We start from the raw sequence: 20,397 nt of genomic DNA, 5'->3' as shown, positions 1-20,397 counted from the left end.
ATGGATGCAAACAATAAGCACGAGTTAAAACAAGGCTTATCCAATCGGCATATTCAACTCATCGCGTTAGGAGGTGCGATCGGAACAGGGTTATTCTTAGGTCTTTCTCAAACGATTAAACTGGCAGGTCCTTCAATTTTATTAGGATATGCAATTGCTGGAATTATCGCTTTCTTAATTATGCGTCATTTAGGTGAAATGGTTGTTGAGGAACCAGTAAGTGGTTCTTTTAGTTATTTTGCGAACAAGTATTGGGGCAAAATGGCTGGTTTTATGTCTGGCTGGAATTACTGGGTGTTGTATGTGCTGGTAAGTATGGCTGAACTCAGTGCAATTGGAACCTTCATTCAGTTTTGGTGGCCTGAAATTCCGACATGGCTGACTGCTTTATTTTTCTTTATTTTAATTAACGGCATTAACTTGGTGAATGTCCGCTTTTTTGGGGAATCCGAATTCTTATTTTCCTGCATTAAGATTGTTGCAATTTTAAGCATGATTGGTTTTGGTACTTATCTCTTATTTACAGGTTCGGCTGGTCCGCAAGCAGGTATTGCAAATTTATGGCAACACGGTGGTTTCTTCCCGCATGGGATTCACGGTTTTGTCATGGCTTTAGCCGTTATTATGTTTGCATTTGGTGGTCTAGAACTTATTGGTATTGCTGCTGCTGAAACGAAAAAACCTGAAACCACTATTCCAAAAGCAGTGAACCAAATTGTTTATCGTATTTTAATTTTTTACATCGGTGCTATTGGGATCTTACTGTGCCTTTACCCTTGGAATATGGTGGCAGAAGGCGGTAGCCCATTTGTTATGATTTTCCAGTCATTAAACAGTAATGGCGTTGCGAATGTTCTTAACTTTGTAGTTTTAATTGCTGCTATTTCGGTTTATAACAGCTGTATCTATTGTAATAGCCGTATGTTGCATGGTTTAGCAGAGCAGGGCAATGCTCCTGCAATTTTGAAAAAAGTAAACAGCCGTGGTATTCCAGTTCCAGCAGCGGTTGTTTCTGCATCAATCACAGCAATATGTGTGGTCGTAAATTACCTAATTCCTGGACAAGCCTTTCAGCTCTTTATGATGCTTGTTGTGGCTGCACTTGTTATTAACTGGCTTATGATTTCAGTCACGCATTTGAAATTTACCAAAGCAATGAAATTGCAAAAGCGTCAAACTAAGTTCCAAAGTATTATGAGTCCATGGAGTAATTACTTAACCATTAGCTTTGTATGCTTTATTCTTATTATTATGGCAATGACGCCTGATATGAGATTGGCCGTTATTTTGGGTCCAATCTGGCTTGCTGTTTTAGCGCTGATGTATTTCTTCAAATACCGCAGAAAAATGGTCGCAATGCCAGAAGTGCAATCGAATTAATCCACTAAATTTACAATGATATTGCGGTTACCTTACATACGGTAGGTAACCCTTTATCTTTTGTCATATTATTTTCATGTTACAAAGAAATTATTATCTACCGCAATTTTTGATCAGAATTTTAGTAATAAAATTATTTTTAGTAGTAAAAGTAAAAATACAGTTAAATTATCGATTTTTAAAATAATTATAATATCTTTTGGTTTTATATTTTATGAATACTTAAAATCTATATTTTTAATCAGTGTCATAATAGAGACGAATATACAGAGTAAAATATCTGCTTAAGTTGAATTAAATATTTGATAACAGATAAAAAATAATAATGTGACAATTAACAATATCGAAATCATTAAAGCGTCATCATACTGTAACTTAATTGTCATATTTTCTATTCACAATGCAGCTATCGAAGAGCGTACAAGCACTCAACAAAAAGTGACGTACAACCTATTGCATTAATGAGAGAGAACAGAATGCGCTTAAATCCACGTCAAATCGCAATTGCGTTAGCAGTAACTGGGGCAGCTGTAACAACGACTGCAAATGCAGCTCGTGATACGATTCAAATTGCTGGTTCTTCAACTGTACTACCATTTGCCAGCGTTGTAGCTGAAGAGTTTGGTAATACATTTCCTCAATTTAAAACTCCTGTAGTTGGTTCTGGCGGTTCTTCTGCTGGTTTGAAACAATTCTGTCAAGGTGTTGGCGATAACACAATCGACGTTGCTAATGCTTCTCGTAAAATTAAAAGCACTGAAATTGAAGCTTGTAACAAAGCTGGTGTAAAACAAATTCAAGAAATCAAAATTGGTTACGACGGTATCGTATTTGCGTCTAACTCACACAAAGCAGCTTATAAATTAAAACCTTACCATGTGTTTGCTGCTTTAGCTGCACAATTACCTTCAAATGGTAAATTGGTTCCAAACCCATATACAAACTGGAACCAGATTGATAAATCACTTCCAAATGAACCAATTACTCTTGTAATTCCTGCATCTAACCACGGTACTCGTGAAGTTTTCCAAGAGAAAATGGTTGATGCTGGTTGTGAAGCGTATGAATACTTCAAGAGCTTAGATAAAGATGCTCAGAAGAAAGCATGTTCTACTTTCCGTAAAGATGGCCGTGTAATTGAAATTGCTGGTGACTATACAGAAACTCTAGCTCGCTTAAAGACTTCTCCAAGTGCAGTAGGCGTGTTTGGTTTAAGTTTCTATGATATGAACCGTGACAAGTTACGTGTAGCAACTGTAAATAACGTTCTTCCATCTGAGAAAACTGTATTGAACGGTACATATCCTGTGTCTCGTCCATTATTCTTCTACGTGAAAGGCGAACATTTAAAATCAGTTAAAGGCTTACCACAATATGTAGAATATTTCGTAAGCAAAAAAGCAACAGGTAAAGGCTCTAAAGCTGAACGTGATGGCTTAATCGCAATGTCTGATGCTGAACGTGCAAAAGTATTGGCTGACTTTAAAGCAGGTAAAACTGTTAAATAAGTTAGTTTGAATAGGGGCTGGTGATCTTGAGAGTTCATCAGCCTTTTTGTCTAACTTGTTTTTCCAAATTATGACAATTGAGAAAACAGTGGAGAGTACATGAATCTGCTACTTATCGGTGTGTTGTTAGCCCTTGTGGCAATCGCATATCAACTTGGGCTGAGAAAGAGCCGTAGCCTAGCAGGTAAGGGAAGCAACTCGGCGACATTACATTCTCGTCCTGGTTATTATGGTGCACTGGTTGGTCTTTGGTGCGGTATCCCTGCTTTTTTAATTTTGATCATTTGGAGCTTGGTTGAACCAAGTATTTTAAATCACATTATCTTTAATAATATTCCTGCATCTGTAAGTGCATCACTTGATGAAGCTGGCAGAAGTGTCTTGATTGATCGTGTTCAAGCGATTGCTTCAGGTTTTGGGGTAAGTGATAAGCCAGCAGCTTATGAATTAGCTGCTGCACAACAGTTTGCAAAATTTCAAACCATTGGCTCTTTTGCCAAATTTGCTGTTGTAGTTTGTGCAGCTTTATTAGGTTTAGTGTGGGCAAAGAAAAAGATTAATCAACAATATCGTGCACGTAACCAAGTTGAACGTGCCATTAATGTTGCTTTGATTTTATGTTCGGGTGTTGCGATTTTAACAACCATCGGTATTGTGATGTCGATGTTTGGCGAAGCAATGCACTTCTTCCGTTTTGTAAGCCCGCTTGATTTCTTCTTCGGAACAGAGTGGAATCCAGGCTTTAGTACTTCGGGTAATGCAGAAGGTAGTTATGGTTTATTGCCGTTACTCTGGGGCACACTCATGGTCAGCGGCATTGCTTTATTAGTTGCCGTACCCATTGGATTAATGATTGCCATTTATTTAGCTGAATATGCTTCTCCTTGGTTACGCTCGTGGGCAAAACCAACAATTGAAGTTTTAGCGGGTATTCCAACAATTGTTTATGGTGTGTTTGCCATGATGATTATTGGACCATTTTTCAAGACAGCTGGTGCTTACGTTGGTCTTGAAATTAACGCGACCAGTGCTTTAACTGCTGGTTTCGTGATGGGGATTATGATTATTCCGTTTGTTTCTTCTTTATCAGACGACATTATTACCCAAGTACCTCGTGCACTACGTGACGGTTCTTTAGGACTTGGAGCAACTAAGTCAGAAACAATTCGCCAAGTCGTTTTACCTGCTGCGTTACCGGGTATTACTGGCGCCTTTTTATTAGCTGTCTCTCGTGCCGTAGGGGAAACCATGATTGTGGTTTTGGCAGCAGGGAACAGTCCACTTTTACATGCAAATCCATTTGAAGCTGTTTCGACAGTGACCGTTACGATCGTAAAACAGTTAACTGGTGATACTGACTTTGCCAGCCCACAAGCTTTGGTTGCATTCGCGTTAGGTCTGACACTCTTTGTGATTACCTTATGTTTAAACATTGTTGCACTGTACATTGTGCGTAAATACCGTGAGCAATACGAATGAGTACATCAAATACATCGTCTCCTATGGATCAGAACGTATTTGATCCACAAGCTGCTGCTCAAGCACGTGATCGCCGTAAAAAAGTGATTGAAAAGTCATTGGCTAAACGTCACCGTAAAGAAAAAGCTTTCCGTTTTGCTGGTTTATCGGCAGTTGTTATTGGTCTTGCATTCGTAGCGCTATTGTTCAGCAGTATTTTGGCAAAAGGTTTACCTGCTTTTTGGCAAACGAGCATGAATGTTCCAATTTACTTCGATCCGAAAGTAATTGATGCAGGTCCAGTACCTGTACGTACTCAAGGTGAAACACCTGCTCATTACCAAGAGCGTTATGTCGATTGGCAAACTAAAATGGGTATGGTGGATTGGGATGGCATTATTGTAAATGGAATGATTGCCAAAGATCCTGCACTTGCTAGTGAACGTGATTACTTAAGTAGTCTTTATGCAAGTTCAGAGGCTTATCGTTTACGTGACATGGTTTTTGCAGACCCATCACTCATTGGTAAAAAAGAAAATATTAATTTCTTGGGCGATGCCAATGTTGATGTCTGGTTAAAAGGTAATATTGACCGTTCATTGCCAGATGATCAGCAACAACTTGAACCAGAAGTACGTAAACTTGCGGATGAACTAAAAGCAAAAGGTGTTCTTGAAAATACGTTCAATTTGAACTTGTTTAAGAATCCGGACTCTCGTAGTTCACCAGCAATTAGTGGTCTTGCTGGCGCATTTATGGGTTCATTATTCATGATGCTGATTGTAATCATTATTGCGATTCCAATTGGTGTTGCCAGCGCAATCTATCTTGAAGAATTTGCTCCAAAGAATATTGTTACAGACATTATTGAAGTTAACATCAATAACCTTGCTGCTGTTCCTTCAATTGTGTTTGGTTTACTCGGTGCAGCAATTTTTATTGGCTGGATGCATTTACCTTTATCAGCTCCGTTAGTCGGTGGTTTAGTTTTAAGTTTGATGACATTACCAACAGTCATTATTACTACACGTGCTTCATTAAAAGCAGTGCCACCTTCTATTCGACAAGCCGCACTTGGGTTAGGAGCTTCTAAGTTCCAGACCATTTTCCACCACGTTTTACCATTAGCTTTACCAGGCATTATGACCGGCTCAATTATTGGTGTTGCTCATGCGCTTGGTGAAACTGCACCTTTACTTTTAATTGGAATGAGTGCATTCGTTGCAAGTATTCCAGCAACACCATTTGATCAATCAACTGCATTACCTGTTCAAGTTTACTTATGGCAAGGTAATGAGTTGCGTAACTTCTTCGAAGGCCGTACTGCCGCTGCGATTATCGTACTACTTGCATTAATGATTGGTCTAAACAGTCTTGCAATTTGGTTACGTAAAAAGTTCGAAGTGCGTTGGTAATAGAGGATAAATAATGAATACTATTGATATTACGAATTCCTTAGAAAAGGATAAGTTAGTGAACACTGAACAATCTCAATTTACAGATAAATCGCAGAATCATGGCACTTCGTATGTTTCGCATTTTGAACCACAAACTTCAAAAAAGCAGAACTCAACCGAAATCAAAATTAGTGCACAAGATGCCCATGTTTATTATGGTGATTTTGAAGCGATTAAAGGTATTGACCTCGATATTTACAAGAACGAAGTTATTGCTTTTATTGGACCGTCAGGTTGTGGTAAATCTACCTTTCTTCGTACGATAAATCGTATGAATGACACCATTGATGGTTGCCGTGTGACAGGTAAAATTACACTCGATAACCACAATATTTATGATCCAAACCTTGATGTCGTATTATTACGTGCTCAGGTTGGTATGGTATTCCAAAAGCCAAACCCGTTCCCTAAAACTATTTTTGATAACGTGGCTTACGGCCCTAAACTTCACGGTCTAGCGCGCGATAAATATGATCTTGAAGAAATTGTTGAAAATAGCTTACGTAAAGCGGGTCTATGGGACGAAGTGAAAGACCGTTTGAATCAACCGGGTACTGGTTTATCGGGTGGTCAGCAACAACGTTTATGTATTGCTCGTACGATTGCAGTAAGTCCTGAAGTGATTTTGATGGATGAGCCATGTTCTGCGCTTGACCCAATCGCAACAGCAAAAATCGAAGAATTAATTTCTGAATTATCAACGCAATATACAATTGTTATTGTGACTCACTCAATGCAACAGGCGGCACGCGTGTCTGATCGTACTGCTTATTTCCATTTAGGTGATTTGATTGAAGTTAACTCAACTGAAAAAGTCTTTACTCAACCTGACCACCAGTTGACGGAAGCTTATATTACTGGACGATTCGGTTAGTTAGTCATCCATATAAAAAAAGAGCCATGTGCTCTTTTTTTATTTTATAAATGAAAATGACTCTATTTTGCAAAAACGCTATTGAATTTTAATCAAAACGACCACATCTTAAGGCTATAAAAGATAACTTATGAGCTTAGAATTTTATGTTATTCCATTTGCCTAAACTCCCTGCAGAAATACGTGTGAGTCACTTAAATGCACGTGTAAATGAACAGCGAAAAAAAATTGCACAAACAACTGCAAGCCGTTTAGAACTTTTACAATTGGCTCAACAACTTGCTAAAGAAGCTAAAATTCGCCGCAAAAATAACCAGAAAATCTTTGTTTTAGATTTTAAAGGTGATATTCAAGCTTCAGCAGTTGAAAATATACGAGAAGAAATAACCCTCATTTTAGCAACTGCTAAAGCAGGTCGTGACCGTGTTGTGGTTCGCCTTGAAAGCCCAGGAGGCATGGTACATGGTTATGGTCTAGCAGCAGCTCAATTGGTACGCTTACGCGATGCAGGCTTCCATTTGACGATTTGCGTAGACAAAGTAGCAGCAAGTGGCGGCTATATGATGGCATGTATTGCAAATGAAATTATTGCAGCGCCGTTTGCTATTGTTGGTTCAATTGGTGTGGTTGCTCAAGTTCCAAACTTTAACCGTCTTTTAAAACAACACAATGTGGATTTCGAGCTATACACAGCAGGGCAATATAAGCGTACTGTCACGATGTTTGGTGAAAATACCCCAGAAGGTAAAGCGAAGTTCGAAGAAGAGCTTCAACAAACGCATGTGTTATTTAAACACTTTGTAGAAAAGTACCGTCCACAACTTAATGTTGATAAAGTCGCTACAGGTGAGCATTGGTATGGTGAAGATGCGCTAGAGCTAAACCTTGTTGATAAATTACAAACATCTGATGAGTATCTATTGGCGTTATTACCACAACATGATGTTTATGTGATTAATACACGTAAGAAAGCGACATTAGGTGAAAAGTTAGGTTTGCAAGCGGCTCAAATGGCAGATAGCTTGATTCCGGCTGTAATGAATAAAGTTGCAGACACGTTGGCCAAAGCCAATTCAACCTTAGTACAAATGCGTGATACTAGATTTTAATTAAGCTAAATTTTGAAATAGAGAGTGCTTGTAAGGGTGCTCTTTTTTTATGTGAGTGATGAAAGAAATTTGATTAATATTTGTTTAAGTTTCAATTGTAAAAGTTATAGTTAACTTTTCACTTCTGAGTTTTTGTGATGTCAAAAACATGGCCACACATTGATATTCTCATACGTATTTTACATATCTTTATTATACTTGGCTTTATTGGTGCTTATTTCACAGGAGATAATGAAGATCTACACCAAGTCCATATGATGTTTGGTTACGTACTTCTTATTAGTATTACTGCGCGAGTGATCTGGCATTTTTTGAGTCCACGTATTTCAAGTACAACACCGTTCGGTATTAAAAAGCGAAGTAACATAGCAATAAATGCGGTCAAAAAATCCTTCAGTCATTCAAACTTTAAGAGTATTTTTTCTAAAAATTCAATTCATTCAATCAGCATTGCACTTTTTCAAACTTCAATTGTACTTATATTTCTTGTGATTCCAATTGTGGTGGGGTTAGGGTATGCGACTGAGCATGTTAATTTTTCTTTGAAAGACCTACACGAATTTTTTGCAAACTTATTTTTAGCTTTGGTTTTATTGCATGTTTCAACTCTTATTCTAAATAGCTTTTTTGCAAAACGTTTTCAGGGCTGGAGTATGCTAAAAATGACCTTGTCAGATGCGAAAATAACTAAATTCGCTGCTTTATGTCTTTTGATTGTAATAGGCACTTTTAGCTTCTTTTACTTACGAATGTAAATGATGGAATTAATATATGAGAATTTTAGTAAATACTCGAACAGGGCGATATTTAAGGTTGATATGAGTTTTATGAGAAAAAGATATTTTAATTAAAAGTCAAAAATAATTATTGATAAACATGCTTTTTGAATTGTGATAAACACATGGTTTTGATATTTTAAACAGCAATAAAATAGCTTTTAGATGAATCATTTAAAAAGTTAGACATTTAAAAATATAACTGAAATTCAGGATAGGAAATAATGACAAGAATAATTGTGGCATCCAAAGAGGGTTTGGACGTTCTACAAGATGGTCAGCTCAATAAAGTGGTTTTAAACCAACCAGCAATCATTCAAATTGGTGTAAGTCAAAAAGATATAGCATCGATGGAAAAGCAAGGTGGAAGTCTTATCATCCATTTAAAAAATGGTGAAACCCTTGTTTTAGAAAATTTCTTTAATGAAGCAACAAATACAACAGACCATTCACTTGTTTTTCCGACTGAACACGGAAAATTTGTTGAAGCCCAATTCGACGCACAAGGTAAGGTGATCGACTACACCGGTCTAAACCATGTCACAGATTTAGCCTATACAAGTACTAGTCAACCAGCTTCAACAATAGCGGTTGATGATTCTCCAACTTTTTCAATGGGCAATGTTTTAAAAGCAGGTTTAGCAGTTTTAGCTGCTGAAGGTTTATATTTGTGGGCTTTTGATAAAGATGACAAAGATGATTCTTCAGGACCTGTAGATATCTTGGCACCTGCTGCACCGACTGCTACTGTTGCCGATGATACCGTTACGGTTACTGGTAAAGCAGAAGCAAATGCAAAAATTTATATTAAAGATGCTGCTGGTAATACGGTCGCAACGGGTGTTGCAGATGCAAGTGGTAATTTTACAATTAAACTCGATAAGCCTTTAGCAAATGGAAATAAATTAAATATTTTAGCTGAAGATGCTGCGGGTAATATTTCTAAACCAGGTCTTGTAACTGGTACTAAAGACACAATTGCGCCAGATGCTCCTCAGGCTCAATTAAATGAAGATGGTTCGATCTTAGATGGTAAAACTGAGGCGAATGCTACTGTAAATGTCTATGATGCTAGCGGAACATTATTAGGAACTGTAAAAGCAAACTCAGAAGGAATCTTTTCTTTAAAGCTAACTCCACCTTTGACGAGTGAAGCTGGTGGTAAAGTGATTGCTCAGGATGCTGCCGGAAATAAATCTGAAGCAACACCCATTTTTGCAGGTAAAGATACTATTCCGCCAGCAGCTCCTTTAATTGAAGTAAATAAAGAAGGAACAGTGGTTGAAGGAAAAACAGAGGCTAATGCAAAAGTTCAGATAAAAGATGCTGATGGTAAAGTCATTGGAACTGGTACGGCAAATGCGCAAGGTGAGTTTCAAATTACGCTTTCTTCTGCCTTAAAAGAATCACAAAAGGCGACAATCATTGTTGAAGATGCAGCAGGGAATAAATCTAAGCCTTTAGAAGTCACTTCTGGCTATGACACCATAGCGCCAGATAAACCTACAGCTCAAGTGAATGCAGACGGAACTTCAGTTACTGGTACAGCTGAACCCAATGCAAAAATAGAAATCAAAAACTCAGCAGATAAGGTTATTGGTACTGGAACAGCAGATGCGAATGGAAAATTTACAATCGCGATTTCTCCTGCTTTAACCGATAGCTTAAAAGGTTCAGTAATAGCAACCGATAGTTCTGGAAATAAATCTACTGCGCTGGAAATTGTTGGGAGTGATAAAGATACGATTCCACCTGCTAAGCCTGTGTTAAGAGGTTTAGATGATGATGTAGGGCCTCTAAAAGGAGCAATTACAGCAGGTTCTGAAACCGATGATGCTAAACCAAAATTTACTGTTCAAGTTGAAGCTAACGCAACCTTAACTATTTATGATAATGGAGTCGCAATTTCCATTCTTAAAGTTGGTCAAGTAGATGCAAATAAATATTGGTCATTTATGCTTGATAAAGATTTAGCCGTTGGTAAACATACGATTACTTTCGTGCAAACAGATGTAGCTGGGCTGACGAGTGAAGTGAGTTCACCATTTACCTTTTATGTCGTCGCACCAAAAGTGGCGAGTACGAGTGAAGTTGTCAGTAGTGATGTAAATGAAGTTGTTCCTTCGGTTGCGGATAGCGTTGGGTTAAATACATTAAAGTTAGCGCAAACTACAACCAATGAAACGACTAGTCAGCAGCAAAAATCTGTGTCATTAGATGATTTATTGAAAAGTTCTTCAACGGATGCTTCTGACCCAATCGCAAAAATTTTATCTGCAACAGATTCTAAACCTGTAGTGAATGAGCAGAGCGAAGTAAATAATACAGCGAGTGATGTCACAACGAATCTAGAACAGCTTCTACCAAATACGACTTCTTCGGCTTTATCAAATCTGTTAGATCAAACTTATTCAGTCGTCTAAAGAACTCTTAAAAAAGCGCTCATTGAGCGCTTTTTTTATTTATGAATTATTTATTTTAGGTGTTTTTATAAGAGCTGCCAGTCCATAGAGAATTGCACCGATCGTTGCTAATAACATATCTTTATGGGCATCCCACATGTCGCCTTGTTGACCATTATAATTCTCAGCTTGCTCTGGCGATAAGCCAATCGCAATTACCCATTCAATGAGTTCATAAAAAACACTAGAGGCCATGACGAATTGGATCACAAGTAAAAACAGAGTAAAAGGTCGAGCTGTCGGTAACCAAACCTGAAAAACTCGATAAATAAGGGGGTAGAGTAAAACACCATAGGCAAGATGAACTAAACGATCATACATGTTACGGGACCACCCCATGTATTGATCTAGATTAAAATTGAATATGTGTTGAATCCAGTCATTGTACGGAACATATGAGTACAGGTAGTGTGCACCGATAATATGGATGAGCAAAAAACCTAAATAGAAAGTAAAACTTAAATAATCGAGACCAATCTTTTTAAAAATAATAAATAAGAGGACTAACATAAAAATTGTACCCACCTGATGAAGTAAATAAGCTTCAAATTCAAGGGGCTGAATGCCAGACAATATGATGGCAATAAAAATAATGCCAAGAGCAATATAGTGTTTAAGTTTGAATTGTTTTTCGATCATTTTAGAAATATAACTTTATTGTGCTTTATATTAGTGTAATAAAAAAGCGAAGCCGAAGCTCCGCTTTTTATGAAGTTTTTAATTAGATTTTGCTAATTAAATCGTTAATTTGTTTAGCTTGTTCAGCTGCATTACCTGTGTAAGTTGCAGGAGTAAGTTCAGCTAAACGTGCGCGCTCTTCGCTTGGTACTTGAGAAAGTTCATCGCCATTTACGAAGTTAACCATCATGTCGCGAGTCATTGCTTGACCACGAGTTAATGCTTTTAACTTTTCATATGGTTTTTCAACGTTATAACGACGCATAACAGTTTGAATTGGCTCTGCTAAAACTTCTTGAGCTTGATCAAGATCTTCAAGTAAGCGGTTTGCATTGAGCTCAAGTTTACCAACACCTTTTAAACACGCATCAAAAGCAATTAAACTTTGTGCAAAACCAACACCCATATTACGAAGTACAGTTGAGTCAGTTAAGTCACGCTGCCAGCGAGAAATTGGTAATTTTTCGCCTAAGTGTGCCAATACAGCATTCGCAATACCTAAGTTACCTTCAGAGTTTTCAAAGTCAATTGGGTTAACTTTGTGTGGCATAGTTGAAGAACCAACTTCACCATCTTTCAATCTTTGTTTGAAGTAACCTAAAGAAATGTAACCCCATACGTCACGGTTAAAGTCGATTAAAATCGTATTAAAGCGACGTAACGCATCAAACAACTCTGCCATGTAGTCATGTGGTTCGATTTGTGTCGTGTACGGGTTGAATGCTAAACCTAAAGATTCAACAAATGCTTGAGCATGTGCAGCCCAGTCAACATCTGGGTAAGCAGAAAGGTGAGCATTGTAGTTACCTACAGCACCATTGATTTTGCCTAGTAGCTCAACATTTTCAAATTGTTTAATTTGGCGAGCTAAACGGTATGCAACGTTCGCCATTTCTTTACCCAAAGTTGTTGGGCTTGCAGTTTGACCGTGTGTACGAGACAACATTGGTTGTTCAGCGTGAGCTGTTGCTAAAGTAGAGATCGCATTTAAAATTTGCTTCATGCTTGATACTAAAACTTCGCGGCCGTTTTTAAGCATAAGTGCATGAGACAAGTTATTGATGTCTTCTGAAGTACATGCAAAGTGAATAAATTCACCTGCATTTTGTAATTCAGCGATACCTGCGATTTTCTCTTTTAAGAAATATTCAACAGCTTTTACATCATGGTTAGTTGTACGCTCAATTTCTTTAATGCGGTTAGCATCTTCTTCAGAAAAGTTGCTAACAATTGCATCTAAAGCTGCATTTGTTTCATTTGAAAAAGGAGCAACTTCAACAATTTCTGGACGGTTAGAAAGTGCTTGTAACCAACGCACTTCTACAGTGACACGAGCATGAATTAAACCAAACTCAGAAAGAAAAGGGCGTAGCGCATCACATTTGCTGGCATAACGTCCATCTAATGGTGATAGTGCGGTTAAAGCGTTCATAACGATTCCTTAATGTTGGAATAAACATAAAACAAAAAATAATCTCTTTACAGCCTTAGATGACTTGGTACTGTAAACGAGCAAGTGCCTGAATATCCTGTAGCAATTTACGTTTGCTAAAAATCATGTTCCACGAACTACCACCGAGTTGTCGCCATAAATGGGCCATTTGCAAGCCAGTAAACAGACAAGCACGGATGCGGTTAGTATGGTTGGTATCTTTAAATGCTTCTGCATTACCACGAACGAGAATGCGAGGGTTAATCTGCCCAGCAGTATCAACATAAGTTTGGGCCAAATTGGCTAAAATGCTTGGGTGTAAGTAGTTATTATCAAAAAAAGAAAGCTGTTTTAAAATCTTTTGCTGAGCTTTTTCAATGATTGCGACGTATTCAGGGTTGCTATAGACCTTCTTTTCTAATTGCAAAAGGGACATCGCATATGACATTGGAAGCTTGGCAGTGCCCATTTTTGGAAGGCGAGATTTGGGCATATTTGTAAAAGGTTGAGTAATACAATTTTCGAGGGTTTTAAGCCCCAAAGAAATATCTGCCAACTGATTAAAAAAATCTAATGTTTGGACACCATTGTTGACTGTAGGGCGAATATTTAAACTCGCTTTGATTAACAGCTCAAAATAGAAGTTACCACTTTCACCAATACTCTGCTGACCAGTTAAAGCTGTCATGTGTGTGAGCTGGGTAGCCTGAAATACCCCAGCCAAGGCAAGGGCACGGTTTTGGCGAACATTCAAGGCTTGTGATTGTTGAAATGGTAACTCCACCATGTCATTCATTCCCTTAAATAAAATTTGGTGTAGGGGCATTTGTATGGTGAATGACACCCCCGCCTAAGCAAACTTCATCTGAATAAAATACAACGCTTTGACCCGGTGTAACAGCGCGTTGAGGTTCATCAAACTCAACTCGTACACCGTGTTCACTATTTTCATCAATAAAAACTGTACATGCCTGATCAGGTTGGCGATAGCGTGTTTTAGCTGTACAGCGTAAACCTTCAACAGGAATATTCTGTTCACCAGCCACCCAGTCAATTGACTCACTCCAAAGCTGCGTGCTTTGCATGAGAGGGTGTTCATGTCCCTGACCAATAACGAGGCGATTATTGGCAATATCTTTATGTAGTACGAACCATGCACCTTCAGCTGCACCTTTCAAACCACCTAGACCAATTCCGCCACGTTGACCGAGCGTATAGTACATCAGACCGTGATGTTCACCAACTTCTTTACCTGTATCAAGCACAATTTTTCCAGGTTGAGCGGGCAAATATTGTTTAAGGAAGTCATTAAATCGACGTTCGCCAATAAAACAGATTCCTGTAGAGTCTTTTTTCTTGGCTGTAGCAAGATCAAGTTCTTCAGCAATTCTGCGGACTTCTGGCTTTTCAATCTCACCTACTGGAAATAGGGTTTTGTTAATTTCTTTACCATGAACAGCATGCAAGAAATAAGTTTGGTCTTTGTTATTGTCTACACCACGTAATAACGGTGCGTATGCTTCGCCTTTCGAGTTGTAAGCAGTTTCACCACGGCGAGCATAATGACCAGTCGCGATAAAGTCTGCACCTAAAGTCATGGCATGATCTAAAAATGCACGGAACTTAATTTCTTTATTACATAAAATGTCAGGGTTTGGGGTGCGTCCAGCTGCATATTCAGCTAAGAAAAGTTCAAATACGCGGTCCCAATATTCCATAGCAAAGTTTGCTGTGTGGAGTTTAATGCCGATTTTATCTGCTACTGCTTGAGCATCGGCTAAATCTTCCATTGCCGTACAGTATTCCGTGCCGTCGTCTTCCTCCCAGTTCTTCATGAAAAGACCTTCAACTTGATATCCTTGTTGAAGTAAAAGTGCTGCAGAAACAGAAGAGTCTACACCACCAGACATACCGACGATGACACGTTGTTGCATAGGACTAGGCATCCAAATGAGAAGTTAATGAGGGAGAGAAAGGGTGCTCATAAATAAGCGATAAAGGATAATGGTGACCTTTCATGGCATCTTCAACTGCTTTGAGTACGAGTGGACTACGGGCACGAGCAGATTCTTTGAGCTCATCTGGTGTCATCCACACAGCAGCTACAATACCTGTATCGAGTTGAGGATTATTTTCAACTTGAGTCACATGTGCTAGAAAACAGAAGCGGTAATAGGTACGATCCGGAAACATAGGCGGGGTATAAGTATAAATACCAAGCAAGGCATCAATTTCAACATGATGACCTGTTTCTTCAAGTGTTTCTCGAATGGCTGCTTGAGTTAATGACTCACCGCATTCCACATGACCAGCAGGTTGGTTAAATACTGTGTGTACAAAACCTTCGCTATGTTCTTCTACAAAAAGATAGCGTCCGTCTTTTTCTACGACTGTAGCAACAGTGACATGAGGAGTCCATGCGGCCATAAAAAAGCACCATGATTTAAAAGACGTATGATACGAAATTTAGGGGTTTTTGGCTATGGTGATCTGCTAAACGATATGAGCAATACTACAAAACCATATCGTTTAAAAAATCAGAATTTTATTGCTGATATTTCATAGAGCTAATTAATCTTGCTCGGCTTGAGCCGCTTTATGATTATTTTGTACTTTTACATAATGTCTTGCCGAATAAGGAAGAAATGCTAATTCTTTTTCGGTTAGTGGTCGCACTTGTTGTACAGGGCTTCCTACATATAGGTAACCACTTTTTAAGACTTTACGCGGTGGAACCAAACTTCCAGCACCAATCATTACATCATCTTCAATAATCACATCATCTAAAATAACAGTATTGATTCCGATTAAAACTCGGTTGCCGATGGTGCAGCCATGCAAAGTCACATGATGTCCAACCGTCACATCTTCACCAATAATAAGAGGTGAGCCATTAGGTTTTGCATCATTTTTATGGCTAACGTGCAACATACAATGGTCTTGTACATTACTGTTTTTACCAATTTGAATACTATTTACGTCACCACGAATGACGGCAAAAGGCCAGACAGAAACATTTTCGGCTAAGCTGACTTCACCGACTACAACGGCCATGTCATCAACATAACATGTTGGATCAACTTGAGGACGGTGTTCAAGATAAGGACGTATGTTCTTTGCCATGAGTAGTATCAAAATAAAATTTAGATGAATTATAAAATAAAAAAGCACTCAGGCTAAATAGCATGAGTGCTTAATTCAACTATTCAAAAATTAGAATAAGTTGCTGAAGAATTGTTTAACGTGGTCGATTAAGCGTGCAAAGAATCCTGCTTCTTCAACTGGTTTTAATGCAACTAATGGCTTTTCAGCAATTACTTTGCCGTCAAGGCTAGCAACAAGTTTGCCCACAACTTGGCCTTTTTGAAGCGGTGCATTTAAGTTAGGTTGAACAACTAACTGTGTTTTAATGCCGTTAGCTTTGCCTTTAGGCATAGTCACACTAAAGTTTTCAGCCAGACCAATTTGAACTTCGTCTTCTTTACCAAACCACACTTTTGCTTTTGCAAGAACTTGATTGGCTGGTTGAATATTTGCAGTTTCAAAGTTTGCAAAGCCCCAAGACAATAATGTACGCGTTTGGTTAGCACGTTCATTAACGCTATCCGTTCCGAAAATAACGGAAATGAGACGCATCGGACCACGTTTGCTTGAAGTTGTTAAGCAGTAACCCGCTTCATCTGTATGACCTGTTTTTAAACCATCTACGCTTGGGTCTGTGTAAAGCAAGGCATTACGGTTACCTTGTTTAATGCCGTTAAACGTAAATTCTTTTTCAGAGTAGATTGGGTAATATCTTGAGCTGTCTTTAATAATATGTTGCGCTAAAACAGCCATATCTTTAGCTGTTGAATAATGACCTTCTGCCGGTAAACCAGTTGAGTTAATGAACTGGGTATTTGTCATACCGATACGTTTTGCTTCCTGATTCATCATGTGAGCAAACGTGCCTTCATTTCCGGCAATATGTTCAGCCATTGCTTTTGATGCATCATTACCTGACTGGATAATGATACCGCGCAGCATTTCTAGAACAGTTGCTGTGCCATTTAAAGGAACATACATACATGATTCAGAGCTGCTTCCTTTACACCATGCAGACTCGTTCATACGAACCTGCTCATTTTCAGTCAGTTCACCTTTTAATAATTTTTGTTCAATGATGTAGCTTGTCATCATTTTTGTCATTGAAGCAGGTGCAAGCTTTTCGTTTTCATTTTTAGAAGCGAGAATTTGTCCTGTCTCATAATCCATTAATACATAAGACTTATTATTTAATTCTGGCGGAGCTGATAAGACAGTTGCTGCATAAGAAAAACTTGGTAAGAGGAGGAGTGCAGCAATAGCGCTTTTTCGAGTCATTCTAGGTAATTCCAATATCTTGTATGAAGCAGAAGAACCTAGCATTTTAGGATAAAGCAAAGCCGACTTCTATGGGGGAAGTCGGCTTTTTCAAACAGTATTGTAACTCAAGAGTTTTTTACTAATTTAGTTTTGCGATTGATAAGCTTTCACGTCTTGACAAACTAATGTGTTTTGCTCGTTACCAGCAGCTTTTGCATCATTACGCGCTTCTTTTAAGACTTTCTTGAAGCTTTTGTCTTTAGCACGTTTCTCTAAAGCTGCAACTGGGTCGGCTTCATTTGGTAAATAGTCTTTTACTAAACGTTCATAACCTTGAGCAAAATCAGCATCTTTTTTCCCAATAAGGCTTGGGCAAATTTCAGAAAGTACTTGAATTGCAGCTAATTCTTCAGGAGTTATAGTTTGCTGTGGAGTTACTTCAACAACATTTTCATTTTCGGTTTTCTTTTCAGCTGTTTTCTTCTTATCAGCAGCAAAACCAACTGTTGCCATGCTCATAAGTAAAACCAAAGAGAGCGATTGAACTAAGCTTTTCTTCATAAACATCGATAACCCAAAATAAAATTTTTAAATATGTCGATAGCTTAACCAATTTACAGGTTAAAAAAATGGAAAAAATGTATTGTTATGTTGGTTTTCTGCTTAATACCAAGCAGAAAACCTCAGTAAATAAACTTCTACCCTAAACGAGTAAAAACCTATTCTTTATAGTTGACGATCTCTTCACAGAGTTCGTGTTGCTCATGATGGTCCATTTGTTTTGAAGCTTGACGTGCTTCATTTAACAGGGTTTTAAACTCTGCATCATTTTGTAGAGCAGAGAGGGTAATTGATTTATTCGAATACCCTTGAAGATACGTTGTGATAATTTTTTGAGTATTTGACTCAAGTTTTTTATTTGTCCCTACGAATGCTGGACAAATTTCCTGTAAGACTTGCGTTGCCGCAATATCATCTTTAATTAAGCTATCAGCTTCTTGTGTTGAGATATCCTCATCTGCAAAAACCGCTTGCGTACACAATGTGATACTGATCCCCAATACCTGAAAAAAAGGAGCAAAAGTTTTCATTTTTTCACAATTTTATAATGCTATGGAGGCATAAATATATATAATTCAACAAATAATTCAATTGTGAAAACCTTTAGGTTTATTTGTAGAGAAAGATTTTAGTGAATATTTTGATAGCGAATGATGACGGTGTTTTTGCGCCAGGTATACAGGCTTTAGCTGAAGCATTAAAACCGCTTGGACGTGTGGTTGTGGTTGCACCAGAAAGTGAAAGAAGTGGTTTTTCAAGTGCATTAACACTAGATCGACCATTGCGCCCAATTCAAATTGCCGAAGATGTATGGGCTGTGAATGGTACGCCAGCAGATTGTGTGTATTTGTCTATGAATGGTTTGTTTGATTTCGAATTTGACTTAGTCGTAAGTGGAATCAATAGTGGCGCTAATTTAGGTGATGATGTTTTATATTCTGGAACAGTCGGTGCTGCATTTGAAGGACGTTTAATGAAGCAACCTGCAATTGCTGTTTCTTTAGCTGGTCCTGATGTACGCGCTTATAATGTTAAAGAAGATTATGCTCAGGCTGCACAGTGGGTACATGATTTTATTGCAAGCGGATTGCCAGCTTTGCCTCCGCGACACATCTTTAATATCAATATTCCTGATGTACCGAAGTTAAAAGGAGCACAAATTACGTATCAGGGACGCCGTGCTCAATCTAAACCTATTACCAGCCATGTCGACCCAAGAGGACGCCAAGTTTACTGGATTGGATTAGCAGGCGAGGCGGTTACAGATCCGGAGCGTGTTTCAAGCCAGATTCAATCGGATTTCTTTGCGGTAGCAAACGGTTATGTCAGTGTTACACCTATTCAAATGGATGCTACAAATTACGCCGTTTTAGAAGACCTTCAGGTCAGTTTGAGTCAATAATTGAGCTCGAATGTTATAACTTTGTGAATAAAGAAAAAGAGGAACGTGTTTCCTCTTACTTTTTTGGTACTCTTAGCCGAAATGATTTGTAGCATTTAGTGAGGGAGATCAATGCATTTAATTGGGCAACAAAACAGAGTGCATATCCAAAAAGACAAAATAATGAAAATTATGTTGTTGTCTGTGGCTGTAGGTTTTACCGTAGCTATGGCAGGCTGTGCTTCTAAACCACAAATTAATAATAGTTCTCGCTATGCAATGGCTCCTAACTATTACACAGTTCGTTCAGGTGATACTTTAAGTGGTATCGCAATGCGTTATGGTCTGGACTATATCAGTATTGCCGAAATGAATGATATTCCTGCGCCATATCGTATTTATGTCAATCAATCATTACGTTTGAAGAAAGGTTCTTCACCAAGAACAGTATCTACGCAAGTCATGGCACAACCTGAGCAAATCAAACGTCAAACCATTGCTCTACCAACCACACAACCAGTTACACCGGTAACTCAGCCGTCTACTGTACCGTCAACGAATACGACAGTGGCATCAGTTGCACCAAATTCGAGCTTACGTTGGATAAAACCGACCAATGGACCAGTGATTCAAGGGTTTAATTTGGCAAATAATGTCAAAGGAATCCGTTATGGTGGAAATCAGGGTGACCCTATTTATGCCGCAGCTGATGGTCAAGTTGTCTATGCAGCTGATGGCTTAAAAGAATACGGAAATCTGGTTTTAATTAAGCATATTGACGGATATATCAGTGCGTATGCCCACAATAGCAAGATGTTTGTAAAAAGCGGTGACAATATAACTGCTGGACAAAAAATTGCCGAAATGGGCTCTACTGGTGCATCTCAAGTCATGCTCGAGTTCCAGATTCGTTTGGATGGAAAACCGATTAATCCTATAAATCTTTTACCAAAATAGCTAATGCAAAAAACTTAGGT

19 protein-coding genes are annotated in these 20,397 nt (G+C 38.4%); 10 read left to right on the top strand and 9 right to left on the bottom strand.

The features are described from left to right. From F886_RS15810 to blp2, 8 genes are all read left to right on the top strand, one after another. Nucleotides 1-1,380, top strand: a complete 1,380-nt coding sequence (locus tag F886_RS15810) for an amino acid permease (protein ID WP_005307314.1) — start codon at nucleotides 1-3, stop codon at nucleotides 1,378-1,380. Nucleotides 1,381-1,856: 476 nt separating this feature from the next. After that, on the top strand, nucleotides 1,857-2,888 hold the full coding sequence (locus F886_RS15805; RefSeq protein ID WP_005307311.1) for a substrate-binding domain-containing protein: 1,032 nt from the start codon (nucleotides 1,857-1,859) through the stop codon (nucleotides 2,886-2,888). Between the two features lie 99 nt (nucleotides 2,889-2,987). After that, nucleotides 2,988-4,367: a phosphate ABC transporter permease subunit PstC gene (gene pstC, locus F886_RS15800; RefSeq protein ID WP_005307309.1), complete on the top strand. Its 1,380-nt coding sequence runs from the start codon at nucleotides 2,988-2,990 to the stop codon at nucleotides 4,365-4,367. Then, nucleotides 4,364-5,761, top strand: a complete 1,398-nt coding sequence (gene pstA, locus F886_RS15795) for a phosphate ABC transporter permease PstA (protein ID WP_004790867.1) — start codon at nucleotides 4,364-4,366, stop codon at nucleotides 5,759-5,761. The genes pstC and pstA overlap by 4 nt, the downstream gene beginning before the upstream one ends. 13 nt (nucleotides 5,762-5,774) lie before the next feature. Beyond that, nucleotides 5,775-6,677 carry a phosphate ABC transporter ATP-binding protein PstB gene (pstB, locus tag F886_RS15790; RefSeq protein ID WP_005307307.1) on the top strand — a complete coding sequence of 301 codons (903 nt, stop codon included), beginning with the start codon at nucleotides 5,775-5,777 and terminating at the stop codon, nucleotides 6,675-6,677. A 146-nt stretch (nucleotides 6,678-6,823) separates the two neighbouring features. Then, a complete protein-coding gene (gene sohB, locus F886_RS15785; protein WP_005307305.1) occupies nucleotides 6,824-7,786 on the top strand; it encodes a protease SohB in 963 nt (320 codons plus the stop codon). A 137-nt stretch (nucleotides 7,787-7,923) separates the two neighbouring features. Beyond that, the gene (locus tag F886_RS15780) at nucleotides 7,924-8,541 is read left to right on the top strand and encodes a cytochrome b/b6 domain-containing protein (RefSeq protein WP_005307304.1); all 618 of its coding nucleotides are present in this window, start codon (nucleotides 7,924-7,926) and stop codon (nucleotides 8,539-8,541) included. 245 nt (nucleotides 8,542-8,786) lie between these two features. Continuing rightward, the gene (gene blp2, locus F886_RS15775) at nucleotides 8,787-10,985 is read left to right on the top strand and encodes an Ig-like repeat protein Blp2 (protein WP_005307303.1); all 2,199 of its coding nucleotides are present in this window, start codon (nucleotides 8,787-8,789) and stop codon (nucleotides 10,983-10,985) included. A gap of 39 nt (nucleotides 10,986-11,024) precedes the next feature. Here blp2 and F886_RS15770 read toward each other — a convergent pair whose 3' ends face one another. The 9 genes from F886_RS15770 to F886_RS15730 all read right to left on the bottom strand — a co-directional run bounded on the left by F886_RS15770 (nucleotide 11,025) and on the right by F886_RS15730 (nucleotide 18,569). Further along, the gene (locus F886_RS15770) at nucleotides 11,025-11,663 is read right to left on the bottom strand and encodes a DUF2238 domain-containing protein (RefSeq protein ID WP_005307302.1); all 639 of its coding nucleotides are present in this window, start codon (nucleotides 11,661-11,663) and stop codon (nucleotides 11,025-11,027) included. A gap of 82 nt (nucleotides 11,664-11,745) precedes the next feature. Then, on the bottom strand, nucleotides 11,746-13,134 hold the full coding sequence (gene purB, locus F886_RS15765; protein WP_005307301.1) for an adenylosuccinate lyase: 1,389 nt from the start codon (nucleotides 13,132-13,134) through the stop codon (nucleotides 11,746-11,748). Nucleotides 13,135-13,189: 55 nt separating this feature from the next. Next, nucleotides 13,190-13,921: a high frequency lysogenization protein HflD gene (hflD, locus tag F886_RS15760; RefSeq protein WP_004643577.1), complete on the bottom strand. Its 732-nt coding sequence runs from the start codon at nucleotides 13,919-13,921 to the stop codon at nucleotides 13,190-13,192. 13 nt (nucleotides 13,922-13,934) lie between these two features. Then, nucleotides 13,935-15,068, bottom strand: coding sequence for a tRNA 2-thiouridine(34) synthase MnmA (gene mnmA / locus F886_RS15755; protein WP_005307300.1), 1,134 nt, complete (start codon nucleotides 15,066-15,068; stop codon nucleotides 13,935-13,937). 4 nt (nucleotides 15,069-15,072) lie between these two features. After that, complete coding sequence (locus F886_RS15750; RefSeq protein WP_005307298.1) at nucleotides 15,073-15,561, bottom strand: NUDIX hydrolase; 489 nt, start codon at nucleotides 15,559-15,561, stop codon at nucleotides 15,073-15,075. 144 nt (nucleotides 15,562-15,705) lie between these two features. Further along, nucleotides 15,706-16,257: a gamma carbonic anhydrase family protein gene (locus tag F886_RS15745; RefSeq protein ID WP_005307296.1), complete on the bottom strand. Its 552-nt coding sequence runs from the start codon at nucleotides 16,255-16,257 to the stop codon at nucleotides 15,706-15,708. A gap of 90 nt (nucleotides 16,258-16,347) precedes the next feature. Continuing rightward, entirely contained in the window at nucleotides 16,348-17,496 is a 1,149-nt protein-coding gene (gene dacC / locus F886_RS15740) for a D-alanyl-D-alanine carboxypeptidase PBP5/6 (protein WP_005307294.1), read from the bottom strand. 126 nt (nucleotides 17,497-17,622) lie between these two features. After that, nucleotides 17,623-18,045 (bottom strand): MCR_0457 family protein, encoded by a 423-nt coding sequence (locus F886_RS15735; RefSeq protein ID WP_004790891.1) that lies wholly within the window; start codon nucleotides 18,043-18,045, stop codon nucleotides 17,623-17,625. Between the two features lie 152 nt (nucleotides 18,046-18,197). Continuing rightward, nucleotides 18,198-18,569 carry an MCR_0457 family protein gene (locus F886_RS15730; RefSeq protein WP_005307290.1) on the bottom strand — a complete coding sequence of 124 codons (372 nt, stop codon included), beginning with the start codon at nucleotides 18,567-18,569 and terminating at the stop codon, nucleotides 18,198-18,200. Between the two features lie 101 nt (nucleotides 18,570-18,670). Between F886_RS15730 and surE the strand changes: the two genes are divergently transcribed. Together surE and F886_RS15720 are read left to right on the top strand one after the other, a co-directional pair. Next, nucleotides 18,671-19,441, top strand: a complete 771-nt coding sequence (gene surE, locus F886_RS15725) for a 5'/3'-nucleotidase SurE (RefSeq protein ID WP_005307288.1) — start codon at nucleotides 18,671-18,673, stop codon at nucleotides 19,439-19,441. A gap of 111 nt (nucleotides 19,442-19,552) precedes the next feature. Beyond that, complete coding sequence (locus tag F886_RS15720; protein WP_005307286.1) at nucleotides 19,553-20,377, top strand: peptidoglycan DD-metalloendopeptidase family protein; 825 nt, start codon at nucleotides 19,553-19,555, stop codon at nucleotides 20,375-20,377. The last annotated feature ends 20 nt before the right edge of the window (nucleotides 20,378-20,397 follow it).

This window comes from Acinetobacter sp. NIPH 542 (assembly GCF_000369825.1).
Lineage (GTDB): Bacteria > Pseudomonadota > Gammaproteobacteria > Pseudomonadales > Moraxellaceae > Acinetobacter > Acinetobacter oleivorans.
Note: the sequence above shows the minus strand (reverse complement) of the source record. Positions and strands in the feature narration are given on the sequence as shown.